Source organism: Halorubrum rutilum, assembly GCF_042665015.1.
GTDB lineage: Archaea > Halobacteriota > Halobacteria > Halobacteriales > Haloferacaceae > Halorubrum > Halorubrum rutilum.
Genome location: NZ_JBHTBL010000012.1, coordinates 40,296 through 58,011 on the forward strand (window position 1 = coordinate 40,296; position 17,716 = coordinate 58,011).

Below are 17,716 nucleotides of genomic sequence, written 5' to 3' on the forward strand. Positions count from 1 at the left end.
CCGGGCTTAACGGTTTTCGTGCCGTGAGTCCCCACGTCACGCGATCGGTACCGACCGCCCGGGAGCGCTCCCGAGCGGCGCACGTTTTAATCGACCGCCGCGGACAACGGTGATATGGACACGACGGTCCCCCGCGTCTCCGAACGCCGCGTTCACGTCGCGCCGCTCGGCCACGAGCGCGACCGCATCGTCGAGCCCCTCCGCGACCACGGCGCCGACGTCGTCTACCTGCTGGCCGACGCGCCCGACCGCGACGCCGCCCGCGGTACCGTCGACTTCGAGGCGGCGGCCGCGGGCCCGGACGGCGGCCGGGTCGACGTCGACGGGCTCACCGACTACCAGCGGGACGCGTGGGCGGAGGCCGCCGAGTTCGCCTCGGTGCGAGCGGTTCCGGTCGCGCTCGCGGACGTGTACGACGTGCTCGGCGTCACGACCACGATCGCCGCGAGGCACGGGGCCGGCGAGCCCGACGGCGACCGGCTGTTCGCCAACGTCTCGACCGGGCCGCGGGTCGCTGCGGTCGGCGTCGCCATCGCCTGTATGATCGTCGGCGCGCGCCCCTACAGCGTCGAGCCCGAAACCCACCGTCACGACGTGCGCGAGGAGCCGCTCACGGCGGGCGTCGCGGCGACGGTCGACCTCCCGCTCTACCCCATGGACGCCCCGACGACCGATCAGGTCGCGATCCTCGGGTGGCTCCACGAGCGCGACGACGACCACCTGACGACGGACAAGTGGAACCTGATCGAGTGGGCCCGCGAGCGCGGCCTGTCGTTCCTCCGCGAGGCCGGCGAGAGCCGGACCGCGAAGTACCGCGCGCTGGAGACGCACGTGCTCGCGCCGCTGCGCGACCGCGGCTACGTCGAGCTGGAGGACGTCGGGCGCTCGGACACGGTCCGGCTCACCGACACCGGCCGCCGCGTCTTCTTCGCGTTCCAGCACAAGCTCGGCGGGTAACCTAGTCGACACGCATGGCGCAACCTGTCCGATTCGAACGTGCTGTTCGGTTTATCCGTACTGTTAACGGCTAACGTAGAATCACCTCTCGCTCTTCGACCTAGATGCGTGGCGCCCGCCGGGCGGTCGGGGCGCCCTCCCTGCCCTCCACACCGCCTGTCCGCTGTCGGTCGCCGTCGGCCGGTCGCGGCGACCGGCCGTCGCCGTCTCCCGGCCGGCGGTGACTCCCCGCTGACGCCGCCCCGTCCGCCGGACGGGTCGTCACGAAGCGACGGCCCCGCCGTCGCCTCTCCCTTCTCTCCGAGGCCGACCCACAGCCTTAGCACGGCTCGGGCGATGCATCGGGACGATGGACCTCGTCGAGAAGTACCAGTCGGCGCTCGTCTTCGCGGCCGTCGCGCTCGGCCTCGCCGCCGGGCAGGTCGACGGGGTCGCTCCCGTCGCGGACCGGCTCATCGTCCCGTTCCTGATGGTCATGCTGTTCGCCGCGTTCGTCGGGATTCCGCTCTCCCGCCTGCGGGAGGCGTTCGGCAACCGCCGCGTGGTCGGGTCGAGCCTGCTGGTCAACTTCGTCTGGAGCCCCCTGCTCGCGGTCGGGCTCGGCGCCCTCTTCCTCCGTACCCAGCCCGCGCTCTGGATCGGGCTCGTCATGCTCCTGGTGACGCCGTGTACGGACTGGTACCTCGTGTTCACCGACGTCGCCGACGGCGACGTGCCGCTCGCGGCCTCCGTGCTGCCGTACAACCTCGTCCTCCAGCTCGTGTTGCTCCCGGTGTACCTCTACGCGTTCGCGGGGACGCTCGTCGACCTGCCGCTCGCGCTGCTGGCCGAGAGCGTCCTCCTCGTCCTCGTCGGCCCGCTCTCGGTCGGCGCCGCCGCCCGGTGGGCCCTCACCCGAACGAAGGGGACGGCGTGGTTTCGCGAGCGGTTCCTGCCCCGCCTGAGTCCGATACAGATCGGCTTCCTCGCACTGGCCATCGGGGCGATGTTCGCGTCGCAGGGGGACGCGATCGTCGAGAACCCGCGGCTGCTGGCGCTGATGGCGATTCCGGTCGCGCTGTTCTACGCGGTCAACCTCGTCGTCGGGCTTCTCGCCGGCCGCCTGCTCTCCTTCTCGTACGCCGAGATGGTCTGTTTCAACAACACCATCCTCTCGCGGAACTCCCCGACCGCGCTCGCCATCGCGGTCGTCGCCTTCCCGAACGATCCGCTGATCCCGCTCGCGCTCGTCATCGGGCCGCTGCTGGAGCTCCCGCTCCTCGGGGTCATCGCGCAGGCGCACCTCGCGGTGCGGGAGCGGTGGACGGCTCGCCTCGATGCGTCCTCGAACGGTCGATAGCGACGCTACCGCGCGGCGGGCCGCCCCACCCGTCCGCCCCGCGCTCCCGCTTCACTCCCCGGTCAGGTCCACGTACGTCCGCCGCACCGTCACGGGCGTCACGTCGGCGACGTCGGCCGCCTCCTGCTGCGTGCAGTCGGTCCCGAGCTCGCGCGCCGCCGTGTACAGGCAGGCGGCGGCGACGCCGACCGGGTTGCGGCCGTTCGCGATCCCCTCGCTCACGGCGCGCTCCGCGAGCTCGCCGGCGCGGCGCTCCACCTCGGCCGCGCAGCCGAGGTCGCTCGCGAACCGCGGGAGGTACTCCGCCGGGCCGGTCGGTCCGATCGGGAGCCCGAGCTCGCGGTTCATCGCGTCGAACGCGGCCCGGTGCTCGTCCTCGGTCGCCTTCGCCTCGGCGCAGACCTCGCCGACGGTTCGGGCCACGTCCGCGGTGCGGCAGGCGACGTAGACGCAGGCGACCGCGAACCCCTCCAGCGAGCGGCCGCGCAGCAGGCTCTCCCCCTGCGCGGAGTCGAACAGCGCGCAGGCCGTGTCCCGGACGCTGTCGGGGAGTTCCAGCACGCCCGTCAGCCGCCGGATCTCGGTGTACGCGTACACCTTGTTGCGGTCGCGCTTGGTCGAGATCTGCGCGCGGTTGTGCTGGGTCCGCATCCGGGCCAGCCGCCGGCGCTTGCGCCCCTTCACGCGGGTCGACCGACCGATCTCCGTCGAGAGCCCGCGGTCGTGCCGGGAGCGCGTCAGCGGGGCGCCGGTGCGCTTGGGATCGGAGTCGTCGTCGTCGAACGAGCGCCACTCCGGGCCGTGGTCGATCCGGTCGGCCTCGACGACGAGCCCGCAGTCGTCGCAGACGCGCTCGGCCGAATCGACCCGCGTCCGGCCGCCGCACTCCGGGCACTCGTCGACGGCCGTCGTCGCCTCCTCGGCGGTCGCAGCGCTCGTCGACTCCTCGTCTGCGGTCGCGGTCGCCTCCTCGGCGCGGTCGGTCGTCTCGGTGCGGTGCGAACGGGCGCGGGTCGAGCGTGCTCGGCTCATCACACGTCGAACTCGGGCCCGATCCCTTACTTAAACCCGGGAGAATTCGGCGGCGACCGCCCGGATCGCGGCGTCCAAACCGACCGGTAACCGGTCGGTGATTTCGGCTCTCGTCGCGCTGGGGTACCGTGGTTTTAACCCGATGAGCGAGCCATGCGTTCGCATGACGCTGTCGGAGATCGCGGACGGGCTGGAGGTGACCGCGAGCCAGCGCGAGCGCGGCGTCGCCGTCGCCGACGACACGGAGACGCCGCTCGTCGACCGCCTCGCGGACCACGCCGACGACCTGCCGTGTACCCCGGCCGCGACCGCGACGCTGGTCGACGCGTACACGGCCGGGCGGAGCGTCGGCGACGCCGCCCGCGAGGCCGGCGTGACGCCGATGACGGGCGCGAAGGCGCTCCACCGCTGCGGCGTCGAGGGGGTCTGCCCGCTCGCCCCGAGCCGCCGGAGCGTCGTCCGCGACTGGCTCGACGGCCGGACCGCCCGGAGCGAGGCGGTCGCGCTCGCCGGGGGCGACGAGGCGGACTTCGCGCTGGCGACGTACGTCGAGACCCACGACCCGGTCCCCGCGGTCGCCGACGCCGTCGACGCCCACGTCGCGGGCGCGGCCCCGCTCGGCGACGGGCTCCGCGGCGACGGCGACACCCCCGGCGGCGCGCTGGGCTCGCCCGACGGACTGCGCTGAGTCGCGACCCGATCGTTCCCTCTCCGACCCCGTCTTGCCCCTCAAGAGCGGATCCGATCGACTAGCCCCGACTCCTCGAACTCGATCCCGAGCGCCGCGTCGAAGGCGCGCTCGTACGTCCCCGCCAGCGCCTCGACGTACGCCCCGGTCCCGCTCGCCGCCGCGGGGGCGTCGCCGACCCCGGGGTCGACCGCGGGGAGCCGACTGTCGGCGCCGCCGCCGTCGCGCTCGGCGTCGTTCTCCCCCGCGCGGGCCACCGCGACCGTCCCGTCGACGCTCCCGCCGACGTCGGCCACGCGGCCGCGGAGCCGCTGGAGCGCGTCCCGCCCGTGCGCCGTCGCGGGCGTCACCGCCTCGACGCGGTCGGCCGCCGCGACCGCCGCGACCGCCGCGTTCGACCCGACGGGGGCGGTGTCGACGACGACGGCGTCGTAGGCGGTCGCCGCCTCGTCGATCCGCCGCTCCAGCTTCCGCCCGGCCTCTGCCGTCTCGGCGCGCGCCACGCGCTCGAACGGCGCCCGGGCCGGCACCGCGTCGGCGCGCCCCGGGAGCCCGGTCGCGTCCTCGGGAGCGCTTCCGTCGCCGCTCCCGCTCTCGTCCCCCCGATCGCCTCCGGCGCCGCCGCCGACATCGATCGGGTACGTCGCCGCCGACAGCGACGCGTCGGTCTCGTCGGTGAGCAGCGCCGTGAGGTCGGTGCCGATCCGCCCCGAGACGTACTCGGAGAGCCCCTGCGTCGTGAACGCTGCGTCGACCACGGCCACGTCGCGGCCGTCGCGCGCGCCGAGCGCCGCCAGTTCGACCGCGGTTCGCGTCGTTCCCGCGCCGCCGGTCGCCCCGACGAGCGCGAGGGTCCTCGCCTGCATGCGCTCGGCTACTCGGCGGTCCGCTGTTAACGCTGTTGCACGCCGCCCGCCTACTCCGCGATCGCCTCGGCCACCGCGTCCAGCTCGTCGTCGGTGAGGTCGGGCTGCTCGCCGCCGACCGCGTGGAGGGGGGCGCCGCCGTCGCCCTCGAACCGCGGAATGACGTGGACGTGGACGTGCGGGACCTCCTGGCCGGCCGCTTCGCCGTCGTTGATCCCGACGTTGGCGCCGTCGGCGCCGACGGTCGACCGGATACGGGGGGTGAGCTCCGCCACGGCCGCGAACAGGTCGCTCGCGAGGTCCTCGTCGAGGTCGCCGAGGTGCTGCGCGTGCGACTTCGGGATGACGAGGGTGTGGCCGCGCGCGAGCGGGTTGGCGTCGAGGAACGCCAGCACGTCGTCGGTCTCGTGGACGGTCCGCGCCGGGATGTCCCCGGCGACGATCGAACAGAAGATACAGTCGTCGGACATACGCGAGGGATCGGCGGCGCGACGCATCAAGGTTTCCCGGAGGGGAGCGGTCGGTCCGAGCCCCGCCTCGCCCTACCCGTCCGCGTCGGGGAACGGCACGTCGACGCGGTCGCCGTCGTCCGGGAGCAGCACCTCGCCGCCGAACGCCTCCCGCGCCTCCCGGCGGATCGGCGAGGCGTCGGCCGCGTACCGCGAGGAGACGTGCACCAAGGCCAGCCGCTTCGCGTTCGCCCGCGCGGCGACCTCCCCGGCCTCGCGGCCGGTCGAGTGGGCCGTGTCGCGGGCGCGGTCGGCCATGTCGTCGGCGAAGGTCGCGTCGTGGACGAGCAGGTCGGCCGCCTCGGCGACCTCGACGGTCCGCTCTCGGGGGCGCGTGTCGGCGGTGTAGACGAGCGTCCGCCCGGGCCGCGGCGGGCCGACGACCTGGTCCGGCTCGACGACCGTCCCGTCCTCGGCCTCGACCGGCTCGCCCTCGTGGAGCCGGCCGAACTTCGGGCCGACGGGGACGCCGAGCTCCTCCGCCTTCGGGCGGTCGAACCGCCCGGGCCGGTCGTCCTCGTCGAGGACGTACCCCTGCGAGACCGTCCGGTGCTCCGTCTCGAACGCGCGGACCTCGTAGCCGTCGGCGTCGAGCGCGACCTCGCCCGGGGCGACGGGCTCGATCCGGACCTCGAACGCGGGGTCGTGGCCGACCGCGTGCACGAGGTCGCGGAGGTCGCCCTCGGTCCCCGGCGGGCAGTGGACCGTCAGGGGCTCGGTCCGGTCGTTGAAGCCGAGCGTCTGGACCAGTCCGGGGATCCCGAGGACGTGGTCGCCGTGGAGGTGCGAGACGAACAGCCGGTCGATCCCGAACCCGGTGCCGTGCCGCATCATGCCGCGCTGCGTCCCCTCGCCGCAGTCGAAGAGGAGGCGATCGCCCTCGCGGTTGACGAACAGCGCGCTCGGCGCGCGCTCGGTGGTCGGGACGGCGCCGCCCGTGCCGAGGAACGTGACGCGAAGGGACATGCCCGTTCGTCGGTGCGGCGGTTGTAAACCGGTGTCGATGACGGTGGGGAGTCGGCGGTCCTGACGGGCCGGCCGCGGCGACGGGGCGACGGAGCGCGCCCGCGACTAGCGACCCCCGGCCGCCGCGGTCCGCCGGCGACACCGACATGTGTCCGCCGGCCCAGAACCGACCGTGCACGACTCGATCGCCGCGCTGGTCGGACGAGAGGGGTGGCGCGCCGAGGGCGACGCGGCGCGCGTCCACTACGACGGCGGGGGCGACCGGTTCGCGGTGGAGTTCTACGCGGGGCCGGAGCGCGTCCTCTACTGGACGGTCCCCGCCGGCGACCCGGACGCGACAGCCGGGGCCGACCCAGACGGGACCGCCGGGGACGATCCGGACGCCTCCCCCGACGACGGAGAGGCGACCACCGACGGCGACTCGGACGCGACCGCCGCCACGGCCGCCCCCGTCCCCCGCGAGGAGATCCCCGATCCCCTCCGACGACGCATCCGCGAGGACCTCGACGCCGCCGGGGTCGACCCCGACGCGGAGCGCCGCACGGTCTGACCCCGATCTCGCCCGATCGCCGGTTTCGACGCCCGATACCGGCGATTTCCGCCGGTGTATTCCGGGCCGAAGGAAACCCATTTGCCGCCCGGTCCGATAGGATCCGGTAATGAGTAGCGCCGAGTGGGAGGAGGACGACCCCTTCGAGGAACAGCGGGACAAGATCGAGAACCCGATGAAACGCCTGTTCCTCGCGTACGGTCGCGACTACCTCCCGCACGTGTCGGTCGGGGTCGTCGCCAGCGTCTTCGCGCGCCTCCTCGACCTGCTCCCGCCGCTAATGTTAGGGATCGCCATCGACGCCGTGTTCTACGAGGACGCGGTCTTCAGCGAGCAGATCCCGCTCGTCCTCCTCCCCGAGGCGTGGCTCCCGACCGGCCAGGCGGCGCAGTTCTGGTTCACCGTCGCCGTCATCGGCGGCGCGTTCGGGCTCGGGGCCGCGTTCCACTGGGTCCGCAACTGGGGGTTCAACGGCTTCGCGCAGAACATCCAGCACGACGTCCGGACCGACACCTACGACAAGATGCAGCGGCTGAACATGGAGTTCTTCTCCGACAAGCAGACGGGCGAGATGATGTCGATCCTCTCGAACGACGTGAACCGGCTCGAACGGTTCCTCAACGACGGGATGAACTCCCTGTTTCGCCTGTCGGTGATGGTGCTCGGGATCGGGTTCCTGCTCGTGTGGATCAACTGGCAGCTCGCCCTCGTCGCGCTCCTCCCCGTCCCGATCATCGCCGGGTTCACCTACCTGTTCATCAGGACCATCCAGCCGAAGTACGCCGAGGTGCGCTCGTCGGTCGGGAAGATGAACTCGCGGCTGGAGAACAACCTCGGCGGCATCCAGGTGATCAAGTCGTCGAACACGGAGCCGTACGAGTCCGACCGCGTCGACGACGTCTCGATGGACTACTTCGACGCCAACTGGGACGCGATCCGGACCCGGATCAAGTTCTTCCCGGCGCTCCGCGTGCTCGCCGGCATCGGCTTCGTGCTCACGTTCGTCGTCGGCGGGCTCTGGGTGTTCCGGGAGACGCCGCCGGGCCCGTTCACCGGGACGCTCACCGTCGGGAACTTCGTCGTCTTCATCCTCTACACCCAGCGGTTCATCTGGCCGATGGCGCAGTTCGGACAGATAATCAACATGTACCAGCGCGCCCGCGCCTCCTCCGCGCGGATCTTCGGGCTGATGGATGAGCCCTCCCGGCTCGCCGAGGAGCCCGACGCCGAGGACCTCGTCGTCGACGAGGGCGAAGTCGTCTACGACGACGTGAGCTTCGGCTACGACGAGGAGACGATCGTCTCCGACGTCGACTTCGCGGTCGAGGGCGGCGAGACGCTCGCCCTCGTCGGCCCGACCGGCGCCGGGAAGTCGACCGTCCTCAAGCTGCTGCTCCGGATGTACGACGTCGACGAGGGGTCGATCGAGATCGACGGGCAGGACGTGCGCGACGTGACCCTGAAGTCGCTCCGCCGGTCGATCGGCTACGTCGGCCAGTCGTCGTACCTGTTCTACGGCACCGTCCGCGAGAACATCACGTACGGCACCTTCGACGCGACCGACGAGGAGGTCCGCGAGGCCGCCAGGGCCGCCGAGGCCCACGAGTTCATCGAGAACCTCCCGGACGGCTACGACACGATGGTCGGCGAGCGCGGCGTGAAGCTCTCCGGCGGCCAGCGCCAGCGGGTCACCATCGCGCGCGCGGTGCTGAAAGACCCCGACATCCTCGTCCTCGACGAGGCGACCTCCGACGTCGACACCGAGACGGAGATGCTGATCCAGCGCTCGCTCGACCGGCTCACGGCCGACCGGACGACGTTCGCGATCGCCCACCGGCTCTCCACGATTAAGGACGCCGACGCGATCCTCGTGTTGGAGGGCGGCGAGGTCGTCGAGCGCGGGACCCACGCCGAACTGCTGGAGAACGGCGGGCTGTACGCCCACCTCTGGGGCGTCCAGGCCGGCGAGATCGACGAGCTCCCGCAGGAGTTCATCGACCGCGCCCAGGAGCGCACCGCGCGCCTGATCGAGGACGCGGAGTCAGACGACGACTGAGGCGCGCGGGCCGGTCCGTTCGGGTTCCCCGGACCGCTCACGTCGACAGCCGGCTCCAGCCGTCCGCGGCGCCGTCCCCGCGCTCCTCCCCTCCGGCTCCCTCTGTCGCCGCGCCGTCTCCGGTCTCCTCGCCCAGCGCGTCGAGGACCGCGTCGCGCACCTGCCGCGGCTCGTGGAACCGCGTCCGCTCGCACCGCTCCAGCACCGTTTCGAGCCGCTCGCCCCCGCCGTCGGTCTCCAGCTCGAAGCCGCCGTACTGCTCCACCAGCTCCCCGACCGACACCGGGTACCGGTGCTCGCGGAGCGCCCGCTTCAGCGGCCCGAACGTCACCCCCGCCGTTCGACCGTGATCCTCGTTCTCGTTGCTCATGCGTGGCGCGTCGTCGGCGAGCGGAATAACTCCCCGGGCCGATCCGCTCCCCCTTCGGTTCGGTCGGGACCGAGTCTGGCGGGCTGACCGCCCCGCTCCCGCCCGGAGACCGTCGGCTATACGGCCCGCCCCACCGTGGGGTCGGTATGCGACTCGCGGACGCCACCTGGACCGACGTGCGCGACGCCGATGTCGACGTCGCGTTCGTCCCCGTCGGCAGCACCGAACAGCACGGCCCCCACGCGCCCCTCGGGACCGACACGCTCAACGCCGTCGCGGTCGCGGAAGCGGGCGCGGCGGCGTATGAGGAGGGGGATGCGACCGCCGACGGCAACGGGGCCGAAGAGACCCCGAGCGCGGTCGCGGTCGCCCCGCCGATCCCGGTCGGCGTCGCCGAGGAGCACCGCGCCTTCGACGGGACGATGTGGGTCTCGCCCGACGCCTTCCGGGCGTACGTCCGCGAGGCGGCCGCGTCGCTGACGCGCCACGGGATCGACCGGGTCGTGTTCGTCAACGGGCACGGCGGCAACGTCGAGGCGCTCGCGGAGGTCGCCCGCCGGTTCTCCCGCGACGACGCCCACGACGGCTACGCGGTCGCGTTCACCTGGTTCGAGGCGGTCGGCGAGCACGCGGGCGACATGGGCCACGCCGGTCCGCTGGAGACGGCGCTGTTACGCGCGACCAACCCCGACCTCGTCCGCGAGGACCGCGTCGCGGCCGCGAGCGAGGGGGCCGCCGACCGGTGGGGCGAGTGGGTCTCGGGCGTCAACCTCGCGCACGACTCGGACGAGTTCACCGAGAACGGCGCCGTCGGCGATCCGGCCGCCGGCGACGCGGCGCGCGGCGAGGCGCTCTTGGGGCTCGCGAGCGACGCGCTCGCGGAGCTCGCGAGGGCGGTCGTCGACCGGGAGTCTACTTAAAAAGCCATCGGGAACCCTCAGCGCGCCGGCGTCGCGTCCTCGGGGATCGCGTAGGGCTGGCCGCACCCGTGTATCTCCAACGCGCAGTCGGGACACGCGGTGTGTTTCTCCCGCCGGTGCTCGACCGACTGCCGCTGTCGCCCCGGGTCCGCCTCCAGGCGCTCCCGCAGCTCGTCCGGCAGTTCGCTGAACGCCACGACCGCGGTTCCGCAGACGGGACAGTCCATACGGCGAGTAATCCCCCTACGACTAAAGCGACGTTGGTACCCCGGCAGCCCCCGCGCTCGGCGCGCCGCTCGGATCACCCGTCGGAACGTCGCTCCCTCCGTCGCGACCGAGACGCCGACTACTCGTCGTCGCCCGCCTCGGCCGCGTCCTGCAGGGCCCCGCGGATCGCGGGGACCGTGCCGGTGAGCGAGCCGACCGCCTCGGCGGCGCTCTCGATGTCGCCGACGAGCGACTCCAGCTCCTCGATCTCCGCCTTCAGGTCGTCGGCGTCCTCGAAGGCGTCGGCGCGCTCGCCGAGCACGTACGCCTTCTTCGCCGACCGGACGGAGTCGACCGCGTCGCCGACGTCGAGGGCCGACTTCAGCCCGTTGAGGGCGCCGAGCACGTTGTCCGCGTCCGTCTCCCACACGTCGTCCGGGTCGGGGAGCTCGGCCCGGGCGGCCGCGAGGTGCTCTTCGACCTCCGCGCGCGTCTCCGCGGCCGCCTCCCCGAACAGGTCGTCGTCGTCGAACGTGGACTGGCTCATATCCGACATCTCGTCCCGACGGGGTTTAAAAACGCGCCCGAAAGCGGAAGTGAAACCGCGCCGGACGGGACGTCACGCCTCCGGTCCGGCGCCCAACGGCGTTCAGTTTCGCCCGGCGCCGGTCGCGCCCCGGGCTCGCCGGCGGCGACGCGGAGGCCGACCGCGGCCTCGCTCACAGCCGGACGAGGGACTCCAGCGTCAACAGCGCGATCAGCGCCCCGAGCACGCCGGCCAGCAGCGCGAGCGTCCGGACCCACTCGGCGACCCGCTCGGCGCTGGGCGTGGCGGCGATCAGCGCCGGCCGTCGCGACGGATCGTCGGGATCGATCACGCTCGGGAGATCGGCGGGACGCCCCCTAAAACCGACTATGAGGCGGACGTACCGGCCGGTTCGGTTCCGAACGGCTATATATCCGCCCGGACCGGGCCCCGGTCACGCCCGGTTCCACGACGCCCCCTCGACGTCGACGACGCGCTCGCGCCGGTCGATCGCGTCGATCCGCTCGACGTCCTCGGGGTCGAGGTCGAGGTCGCGCGCGGCCCAGTTCTCCTCGATGTGACCGACGCTCGCGGCCTTCGGGATCGGCGCGACGCGCTCCTTCGAGAGCAGCCACGCCAGGCTCACCTGCGCCGGGCTCGCGTCGTGTTTCGCGGCGACCTCCCGCAGGACGTCCACGTCGGCGACGCGGTTGCGCGCGATCGGCGAGTACGCGACGAGCCAGTGGCCGCGCTCGACCGCGAGCTCGCGTAACTCCTCCTGTCCGAGCAGCGGGTGACACTCGACCTGATGGGCGAACACGTCGTGGTCGAGGCGGTCGACGGCCTCCGCCAGCTGGTCGGGCCGGAAGTTCGAGAGCCCGATCCGGTCGGCGACGCCCTCGTCGACGAGGGCGTCGAGGGCGGGCAGCGTCTCCGCGGGGTCGTAGGTGTGTATCGGCCAGTGGACGTAGAGGAGGTCGATCGAGTCGACGCCGAGGCGGTCGCGGCTCACCCGCGCGGTCGCGACCGCGTCGTCGTACGAGAGGTTGTCCGTCGAGAGCTTCGTCGCGACGAACAGCTCCTCGCGGTCGACGTCGGTCGCGTCGATCGCCGCCGACACCGACGCCTCGTTGTCGTACCCCTGCGCGGTGTCGATGTGCCGGTACCCCGTCTCGATCGCGCGTCTGACCCCCGAGACGCACTCCTCGCCGTGCCGCAGCTCGTACGTCCCGTACCCGAGCCGGTCGAACGCGTCGGACATACCGATCCGGGGGTCGCGACCCCCGTGAACGTACCGGTCTCTTCGGCTTCCTCCGACGCTCTCCCACTTCTTCCGGTCCCCTCAGCCGTCGCCGTCGGCGACGAGGTCCTCGTAGCGCGCGCCGGTCTGTTTCAGCGTCTCCGTCGAGTAGAGCCGCTCGTGGGCGAAGGGGAGGTGCTCGGCCGCCAGCTCGTCGATCTTCGCGTCGACCGCCTCGGCCTCCCGCCCGTGGATCATGGTGAACAGGTTGTACTCCCACCCCTGATCGGGCCGGCGCGGCCGGTGGTAACAGAGGGTGACGTACGGGAGGCTCCCGACCGCCTCGCCGCGCGCGTCGAGCTCGTCGTCGGGCACGTCCCAGACCACCATGCAGTTGTTCGTGAACCCCGTGACGACGTGGTTGACGACGCAGCCGATCCGCTTGATACAGCCGTCGGCGAGCAGGCGCTCGACCGCCGCGAGGACGTCGTCGACGGGCGCCCCGACCTCGCTCGCCACGTCGGCGTAGGGGGTCGAAGACAGCGGGAAGCCGTCTTGGATCGCCAGGAGGAGGTCGGCCTCCAGCGCGGCGAGGTCGCCGCGGGCGCTCTCCGAGATGCGGGTGGCGGAGACCGCGGTGTGGTCGGGGGCTCGCGGGTCGCTCCGCTCCCCGCTCGCGGAGTTCGAGGCGCTTCGCGCCTCGCCCGACTCCCGCGCGAATCGGTCGCCGTTGACCACGGGGAACTCCAGGTCGATGTAGTAGTCCGTGAGCATCGGGAGCGCGAGCACCTCGCAGCCGGTGCGCTCCTCGATCTCCGCGAGGATCGCGTCGCGCGTCTCGCGGGAGCCCGCGGTGACGACGAACCACTGGTTCCACTCGTGGTCGCGCCGGTAGTTGTGGTTCACCTGCCGGTAGCCGTTGATCACCTCGGCGACCTCGTCGAACCGGTCCTCCGGCGCGCGCACGGCCGCAAGCGTCGACGAGCCGATGACCGGGGGGTTGAGGACGGCCCCGAACCGCCGGAACACCCCGCGCTCGCGGAGCCCGCGGACGCGGTCGAGGACCTCCTCGGCGTCGACCTCGCTCCCCGTCTCGGCCGCGACCTCGCGGGCGACCCGCTCGAAGGGGCGCTCCGCGACGGGGAAGCCGCTCTGGTACTCGTCGATGAGGGCCGCGTCGACCGCGTCGAGGTCGGCCCGCCAGTCGGCGTCCAGACTCATTGAGACCGCTACGTGACGCGCGTACCTACGCGTTTCGGGACGCCCGGCGCGGCACTTATCATGCTGTGCGTGTGCATATCACACGATGTTCGAGCGTACGCGGTCCGCGCTCTCGTGGGCCGTCGACAGCTACGTCCTGTTCGTGGTCCTCGGCGTGCTGCTCGGGGCGGCGCTCGCGCCCGCGGCCGTGGACACGGCGACGGGTCCGGACGGGACGGTCGCGGTCGTTCCGATCCAGGGGACGATCGACGGGGAACAGGCGACCGAGTACCGGGCCATGCTCGCCGAGGCCCGCGCCGAGGCCGACGCGGTCGTGATCGTCGCCAACAGCGGCGGCGGGTCGGCCGCGGCCAGCGAGTCGATGTACATGCAGACGCTGCGGTTACGCGAGTCCGTGCCGGTGGTCGCGACGGTCGACGGCGTCGCGGCCTCCGGGGCCTACTTCGCGATCGCTCCCGCCGACGAGGTGTACGTGAAGCCGAGCTCGTTCGTGGGGAGCGTCGGCGTGCTCGGGACCGTCCCGCCCGACGTCGAGCCCAACGCCGTGCTCGGGGCGACCGGCCCAGACAAGGTCGAGGGGTTCGGGGAGCGCGAGTTCTTCACCACCCTCGAAACGTCGCGGAACGCCTTCGTCGGGTCGGTCGCGGAGCACCGCGGCGACCGGCTCGAACTCACGGAGAACGAGGTCGCCGCGGCGACGATCTTCGGCGGGTCGACCGCCGTCGACAACGGCATGGCGGACGCGATAGGCGACCGGCGGACCGCGGTCGCGGCGGCGGCCGACCGCGCCGGGCTCGACCGCCCCGCGGTCGAGGTCATCACGCCGACCGACGTCGGCGAGGGTGAGTGGACCGCCACCTACGCGCTCAGGGCCACGTACCACGCCGGGAACGCGGACGAGAAGCGGTTCGAACCGATCCGAACCGCGGACGCGACGCGTCGGGGGTCGTTCCCGACGGTCCTGATGGCTCACCCCGGCGCCGTCGAGGCGCGCGACGAGACGCTGGTGCGGCTCGACTCGCGGGGTTCCGCCGCGGTGCCTCCCGGCGGAGCCGAGCGACGGACCGACCGGACTGACCTCGGCGCCGCCGTCGACGCCGGAAACGCGACCAATGAGGACTTCCCCGACGCCGAGCGCCTCGGCGGCGTCCCGGAGGTGAGCCCGTGACCGAAACGCCGGACGAGAACGACTCGGAGGGGCCCGAGGCGGGCGATCCCGGAACGTCCGGAGGCGACGACCCCGGAACCTCCGGCGACGGGTCCGAGGCGGCGTCCGGCGACGGCGGCCTCCTCGCGGGGCGGCGCGGCACCGTCGCGAGGGGGCTGCTCGTCACCGTCGCCGTCGCCGCCGCGATCGCGGTCGCGGCCGCCGTCGTCCCGACGCTGTTCGTCGATACGGCGCCGGAGCCGGAGTTCCGGGCGTTAGACCCCGATCGGACGGTCACCACGGGGCTGCCGTCCACGGGGTCGATCGAGCCCGAACCCCCCGTCGTCCCGGCCGGCGGGACGGTCGTGGTCGACGCCGGGCCCGACAGTCGAAGCCGACTGGGACCGTTGGCGGAGGCGATATCGGCGGCCAACCACGACGTGGAGTACCCGTCCGAGGGCCTCGCGGACTCGCTCGACGGGGCCGACGGACTCGTGATCGTCGACCCGGAGACCGCCTACTCGGAGCGCGAGCTCGACGCGATCGAGACGTTCGCCGACGAGGGGGGACGCGTCGTGATATTCGGCAACCCGAACCGATTCGAGGTCTCCGCGGGCGTGCTCGGTTCGTCCCTCTCCGAGCAGGAGAGCGAGCTGAGCGAGCTCGGCGGGCGCTTCGACCTCTACTTCGACACGCGGTACGTGTACGACCAGGAGCGCAACGACGGGAACTACCGCCACGTGCTCGTGCGCCCGCCGGAGGGCGCCTCGCTGACCGACGGGAACGGGTCGATCGCCGACGCCGAGGACGTCGTCCTGTACACCCCGACCGAGGTGCGTTCGACCGACGACGCCGAACCGATACTGGTGACGAGCCCGACCGCCCGGACGGCCGACAGCGACGCGCAGCGCGAGCACACGGTCGCGCTGCGGGACGGGAACGTCCTCGCGGTCGGCGACGCTCGGTTCATCGCCGCGGACCGCTACAACGTCGGCGACAACGACGAGTTCCTCGCCGGCGTGGTGGAGTTCCTCGTGACCGGGGACCGGAACGACGCGACCGACGACGCCGGGGCGGGGAACGGCGGTTCCGCGGGCGGCAACGCGACGAGCGGCGGAAACGAGACGGCGACGGACGCTCGCCTCGCGACGTAGCGTCCGGCCCGTCGAGGCGAGCGCGTCGTGACGACCGCCGACCGCCGTCAGTCGTCCGCGGGGGCCCGGCCCGAGGCGGGCGCGAACGCCCGGGCGCTCTCCTCCAACTGCGCCGCCGAGCAGCCGCCGACGGTGGCGGCCTGTTCGAGCGTCAGGGTGCGGGAGCGATACAGCGTGAGCGCGGTCGCGACGGATTTGGACGTCATCGGGTACGATTCTCCAATAGATGGACGCACATATAGTTCTAACGCTTTTTGCACTCTAACACAGTTCTTCTGAGAACAAATACTGGACAAAACTGAATTAAACACGTCAGAAACTACGCGACCGATCTGTTTTTGTGTGCGAACGAATGGCACGGAGCCGGCACGAGGCGTCCGGTCGACGGGTCCCGCGGCTCGCGCGCGTTCCGATCGGCGCCGGTCCGCCCGGGTCGTTCCCACCGCACGGGAGCCGAGCGAGGGACTTTTCGTTCGAGGACCCGAACGGGGCGTATGGCTCAGGCGACCCAGGAGTTCGGCGACTGGCCCCTCAAGCGGCTGATGACCGAGGTCTGCGGCTCCGGCCACAAGTCGGCCGACGACCTGACGCGCGCGCAGGCGACCGAGGCGTTCAAGCGGATCCTCGCGGGCGAGCCCGACCCGACGACGCTCGGGGCGTTCTGGCTCGCGAACCGCTGGAAGCGGAACACGGCCGAGGAGCTCGGCGCGTACGTCGACGTGATGTGCGAGCGCGTCGAGTACGCCGAGCCCGACGCCGACCCCGTCGACTGCGGTGCCAACTACGACGGGAAGGGACGGTCCGCGATCCTCGGCGTCGCGGCGGGCGCGGTCGCGGCCGCCGCGGGCACCCCGGTCGTCGTCCACTCCGGCGACCGGGTCCCGACCCAGAAGCAGGACGCGTACAAGCACGTCCTCGACGAGCTCGGCGTCCGCACCGAACTGACGCCCGCCGACTCGGCCGACATGGTCGACGAGACGGGCTTCGGCTTCTACTACCAACCCGCGTTCAACCCCGCGATCGACGACCTGTTCGACCGCCGCGACATGATGGGCGTCCGGACGTTCGTCAACACGATCGAGACGCTGGCGAACCCCGCCGGCGCCTCGACGCACCTCGGCTCCTTCTACCACCTCGCGTTCGCGAAGAAGGTGGTCGACACGTTCGTCGCGAGCGAGTTCCACGACCTCGACCGCGTCCTGATGTTCCAGGGCATGGAGGGGTACGACGACGTGCGTCCCGGCTACACCAAGGTCGCCGAGTGGGACGCGGCCGGCGGGAGCGACGGCGCCGGAGACGGCGAGGGCGACGCCGAGGCCGGCAGCGACGGCGCGTCCTTCGACGACTTCGAGATCGAGACCGCCGACTACGGGATGGACTTGGAGGAGGCGGACCTCGCGGTCGACGACGTGGCCGCGGAGTCGGCCGCCATCACCGAGGCGGTCCTGGCCGGCGAGCGCGACGGCGCCTTCGCCGACGCGGTCGCGGTCAACGCCGCCCTCCGGATCTACGCCCGCGAGGACGCCGACTCGATCGAGGACGGGCTGACGGCGGCCCGCGAGGCCATCGACGACGGCTCCGCGCTGGACGTGCTCGAAGCGCTGCGGGCGTTCTGACGGGTTCGGCGTGGACCGGGAGCGCGACCGGGGCCGTGCGCCTCGGTCCCGACGCGCGGCGACCGTTTTCTGGGTCCCCTGGATTTTGGGGTAATTTCGGACGGAGTTCGGAAAGCTCACTTAGGCGTTCGTGACCAACTCTCACGCGCACGAGAACCATGATACACGACGCCACCTCACACGAGGGGAGCCCCTGCCATGCCCACGTGTGAACACTGCGACGCGCACGTCTCGGACCGGTTCGCCCGCGTGTTCTCGGACGCGCGCGGCCGGATCCACGCGTGCCCGAACTGCTCGGCCAACGCCGGTATCGCGGAGGTCACGAAACAGCGCGCGCACGACGCCTGACCGG

At 72.4% G+C, this 17,716-nt stretch carries 21 protein-coding genes; 10 read left to right on the forward strand and 11 right to left on the reverse strand.

Annotated elements, in window-relative coordinates; all coding sequences use genetic code 11:
• The first annotated feature begins 114 nt into the window (after positions 1–114).
• Both ACFQMF_RS14255 and ACFQMF_RS14260 read left to right on the forward strand, forming a co-directional pair.
• Positions 115–957, forward strand: coding sequence for an HFX_2341 family transcriptional regulator domain-containing protein (locus tag ACFQMF_RS14255; protein WP_256409967.1), 843 nt, complete (start codon positions 115–117; stop codon positions 955–957).
• 349 nt (positions 958–1,306) lie between these two features.
• Entirely contained in the window at positions 1,307–2,296 is a 990-nt protein-coding gene (locus tag ACFQMF_RS14260; protein ID WP_256409966.1) for an arsenic resistance protein, read from the forward strand.
• A gap of 51 nt (positions 2,297–2,347) precedes the next feature.
• Here the strand turns inward: ACFQMF_RS14260 and ACFQMF_RS14265 are convergent, their stop codons facing one another.
• Positions 2,348–3,328, reverse strand: coding sequence for a transcription initiation factor IIB (locus ACFQMF_RS14265; protein ID WP_256409965.1), 981 nt, complete (start codon positions 3,326–3,328; stop codon positions 2,348–2,350).
• Positions 3,329–3,491: 163 nt separating this feature from the next.
• Between ACFQMF_RS14265 and ACFQMF_RS14270 the strand changes: the two genes are divergently transcribed.
• Positions 3,492–4,016 (forward strand): DUF7858 family protein, encoded by a 525-nt coding sequence (locus ACFQMF_RS14270; RefSeq protein ID WP_256409964.1) that lies wholly within the window; start codon positions 3,492–3,494, stop codon positions 4,014–4,016.
• 41 nt (positions 4,017–4,057) lie between these two features.
• Here ACFQMF_RS14270 and ACFQMF_RS14275 read toward each other — a convergent pair whose 3' ends face one another.
• The 3 genes from ACFQMF_RS14275 to rnz all read right to left on the reverse strand — a co-directional run bounded on the left by ACFQMF_RS14275 (position 4,058) and on the right by rnz (position 6,357).
• The gene (locus tag ACFQMF_RS14275) at positions 4,058–4,882 is read right to left on the reverse strand and encodes a P-loop NTPase family protein (RefSeq protein WP_256409963.1); all 825 of its coding nucleotides are present in this window, start codon (positions 4,880–4,882) and stop codon (positions 4,058–4,060) included.
• Between the two features lie 50 nt (positions 4,883–4,932).
• Complete coding sequence (locus ACFQMF_RS14280; protein WP_256409962.1) at positions 4,933–5,352, reverse strand: HIT family protein; 420 nt, start codon at positions 5,350–5,352, stop codon at positions 4,933–4,935.
• 72 nt (positions 5,353–5,424) lie between these two features.
• Positions 5,425–6,357 (reverse strand): ribonuclease Z, encoded by a 933-nt coding sequence (gene rnz, locus ACFQMF_RS14285; protein ID WP_256409961.1) that lies wholly within the window; start codon positions 6,355–6,357, stop codon positions 5,425–5,427.
• A 172-nt stretch (positions 6,358–6,529) separates the two neighbouring features.
• Between rnz and ACFQMF_RS14290 the strand changes: the two genes are divergently transcribed.
• Both ACFQMF_RS14290 and ACFQMF_RS14295 read left to right on the forward strand, forming a co-directional pair.
• Positions 6,530–6,907, forward strand: coding sequence for a DUF7538 family protein (locus tag ACFQMF_RS14290; protein ID WP_256409960.1), 378 nt, complete (start codon positions 6,530–6,532; stop codon positions 6,905–6,907).
• 109 nt (positions 6,908–7,016) lie between these two features.
• Positions 7,017–8,963 carry an ABC transporter ATP-binding protein gene (locus ACFQMF_RS14295; protein WP_256409959.1) on the forward strand — a complete coding sequence of 649 codons (1,947 nt, stop codon included), beginning with the start codon at positions 7,017–7,019 and terminating at the stop codon, positions 8,961–8,963.
• Positions 8,964–9,000: 37 nt separating this feature from the next.
• Here ACFQMF_RS14295 and ACFQMF_RS14300 read toward each other — a convergent pair whose 3' ends face one another.
• Complete coding sequence (locus ACFQMF_RS14300; protein WP_256409958.1) at positions 9,001–9,333, reverse strand: DUF5789 family protein; 333 nt, start codon at positions 9,331–9,333, stop codon at positions 9,001–9,003.
• Positions 9,334–9,479: 146 nt separating this feature from the next.
• On the opposite strand from ACFQMF_RS14300, the gene ACFQMF_RS14305 reads away from it, so the two are divergent.
• Entirely contained in the window at positions 9,480–10,253 is a 774-nt protein-coding gene (locus tag ACFQMF_RS14305) for a creatininase family protein (RefSeq protein ID WP_256409957.1), read from the forward strand.
• Positions 10,254–10,270: 17 nt separating this feature from the next.
• Here ACFQMF_RS14305 and ACFQMF_RS14310 read toward each other — a convergent pair whose 3' ends face one another.
• From ACFQMF_RS14310 to ahbB, 5 genes are all read right to left on the reverse strand, one after another.
• On the reverse strand, positions 10,271–10,480 hold the full coding sequence (locus tag ACFQMF_RS14310; protein ID WP_256409956.1) for a hypothetical protein: 210 nt from the start codon (positions 10,478–10,480) through the stop codon (positions 10,271–10,273).
• 119 nt (positions 10,481–10,599) lie between these two features.
• Entirely contained in the window at positions 10,600–11,007 is a 408-nt protein-coding gene (locus ACFQMF_RS14315; RefSeq protein WP_256409955.1) for a DUF5790 family protein, read from the reverse strand.
• Between the two features lie 172 nt (positions 11,008–11,179).
• Positions 11,180–11,338 carry a hypothetical protein gene (locus ACFQMF_RS14320; RefSeq protein ID WP_256409954.1) on the reverse strand — a complete coding sequence of 53 codons (159 nt, stop codon included), beginning with the start codon at positions 11,336–11,338 and terminating at the stop codon, positions 11,180–11,182.
• A gap of 102 nt (positions 11,339–11,440) precedes the next feature.
• Positions 11,441–12,247, reverse strand: coding sequence for an aldo/keto reductase (locus ACFQMF_RS14325; protein WP_256409953.1), 807 nt, complete (start codon positions 12,245–12,247; stop codon positions 11,441–11,443).
• An 81-nt stretch (positions 12,248–12,328) separates the two neighbouring features.
• A complete protein-coding gene (ahbB, locus tag ACFQMF_RS14330; protein ID WP_256409952.1) occupies positions 12,329–13,447 on the reverse strand; it encodes a siroheme decarboxylase subunit beta in 1,119 nt (372 codons plus the stop codon).
• A gap of 85 nt (positions 13,448–13,532) precedes the next feature.
• Between ahbB and ACFQMF_RS14335 the strand changes: the two genes are divergently transcribed.
• Both ACFQMF_RS14335 and ACFQMF_RS14340 read left to right on the forward strand, forming a co-directional pair.
• The gene (locus tag ACFQMF_RS14335) at positions 13,533–14,615 is read left to right on the forward strand and encodes a S49 family peptidase (RefSeq protein WP_256409951.1); all 1,083 of its coding nucleotides are present in this window, start codon (positions 13,533–13,535) and stop codon (positions 14,613–14,615) included.
• Complete coding sequence (locus ACFQMF_RS14340) at positions 14,612–15,748, forward strand: GldG family protein (RefSeq protein ID WP_256409950.1); 1,137 nt, start codon at positions 14,612–14,614, stop codon at positions 15,746–15,748. Before ACFQMF_RS14335 ends, ACFQMF_RS14340 begins: the two co-directional genes overlap by 4 nt.
• Before the next feature lie 47 nt (positions 15,749–15,795).
• Here the strand turns inward: ACFQMF_RS14340 and ACFQMF_RS14345 are convergent, their stop codons facing one another.
• Positions 15,796–15,954 carry a DUF7317 family protein gene (locus ACFQMF_RS14345; RefSeq protein WP_256409949.1) on the reverse strand — a complete coding sequence of 53 codons (159 nt, stop codon included), beginning with the start codon at positions 15,952–15,954 and terminating at the stop codon, positions 15,796–15,798.
• Between the two features lie 288 nt (positions 15,955–16,242).
• On the opposite strand from ACFQMF_RS14345, the gene ACFQMF_RS14350 reads away from it, so the two are divergent.
• Positions 16,243–17,364, forward strand: a complete 1,122-nt coding sequence (locus ACFQMF_RS14350; RefSeq protein ID WP_256409948.1) for an anthranilate phosphoribosyltransferase — start codon at positions 16,243–16,245, stop codon at positions 17,362–17,364.
• A 198-nt stretch (positions 17,365–17,562) separates the two neighbouring features.
• Entirely contained in the window at positions 17,563–17,712 is a 150-nt protein-coding gene (locus tag ACFQMF_RS14355; protein ID WP_170938266.1) for a DUF7563 family protein, read from the forward strand.
• Positions 17,713–17,716 lie beyond the last annotated feature (4 nt).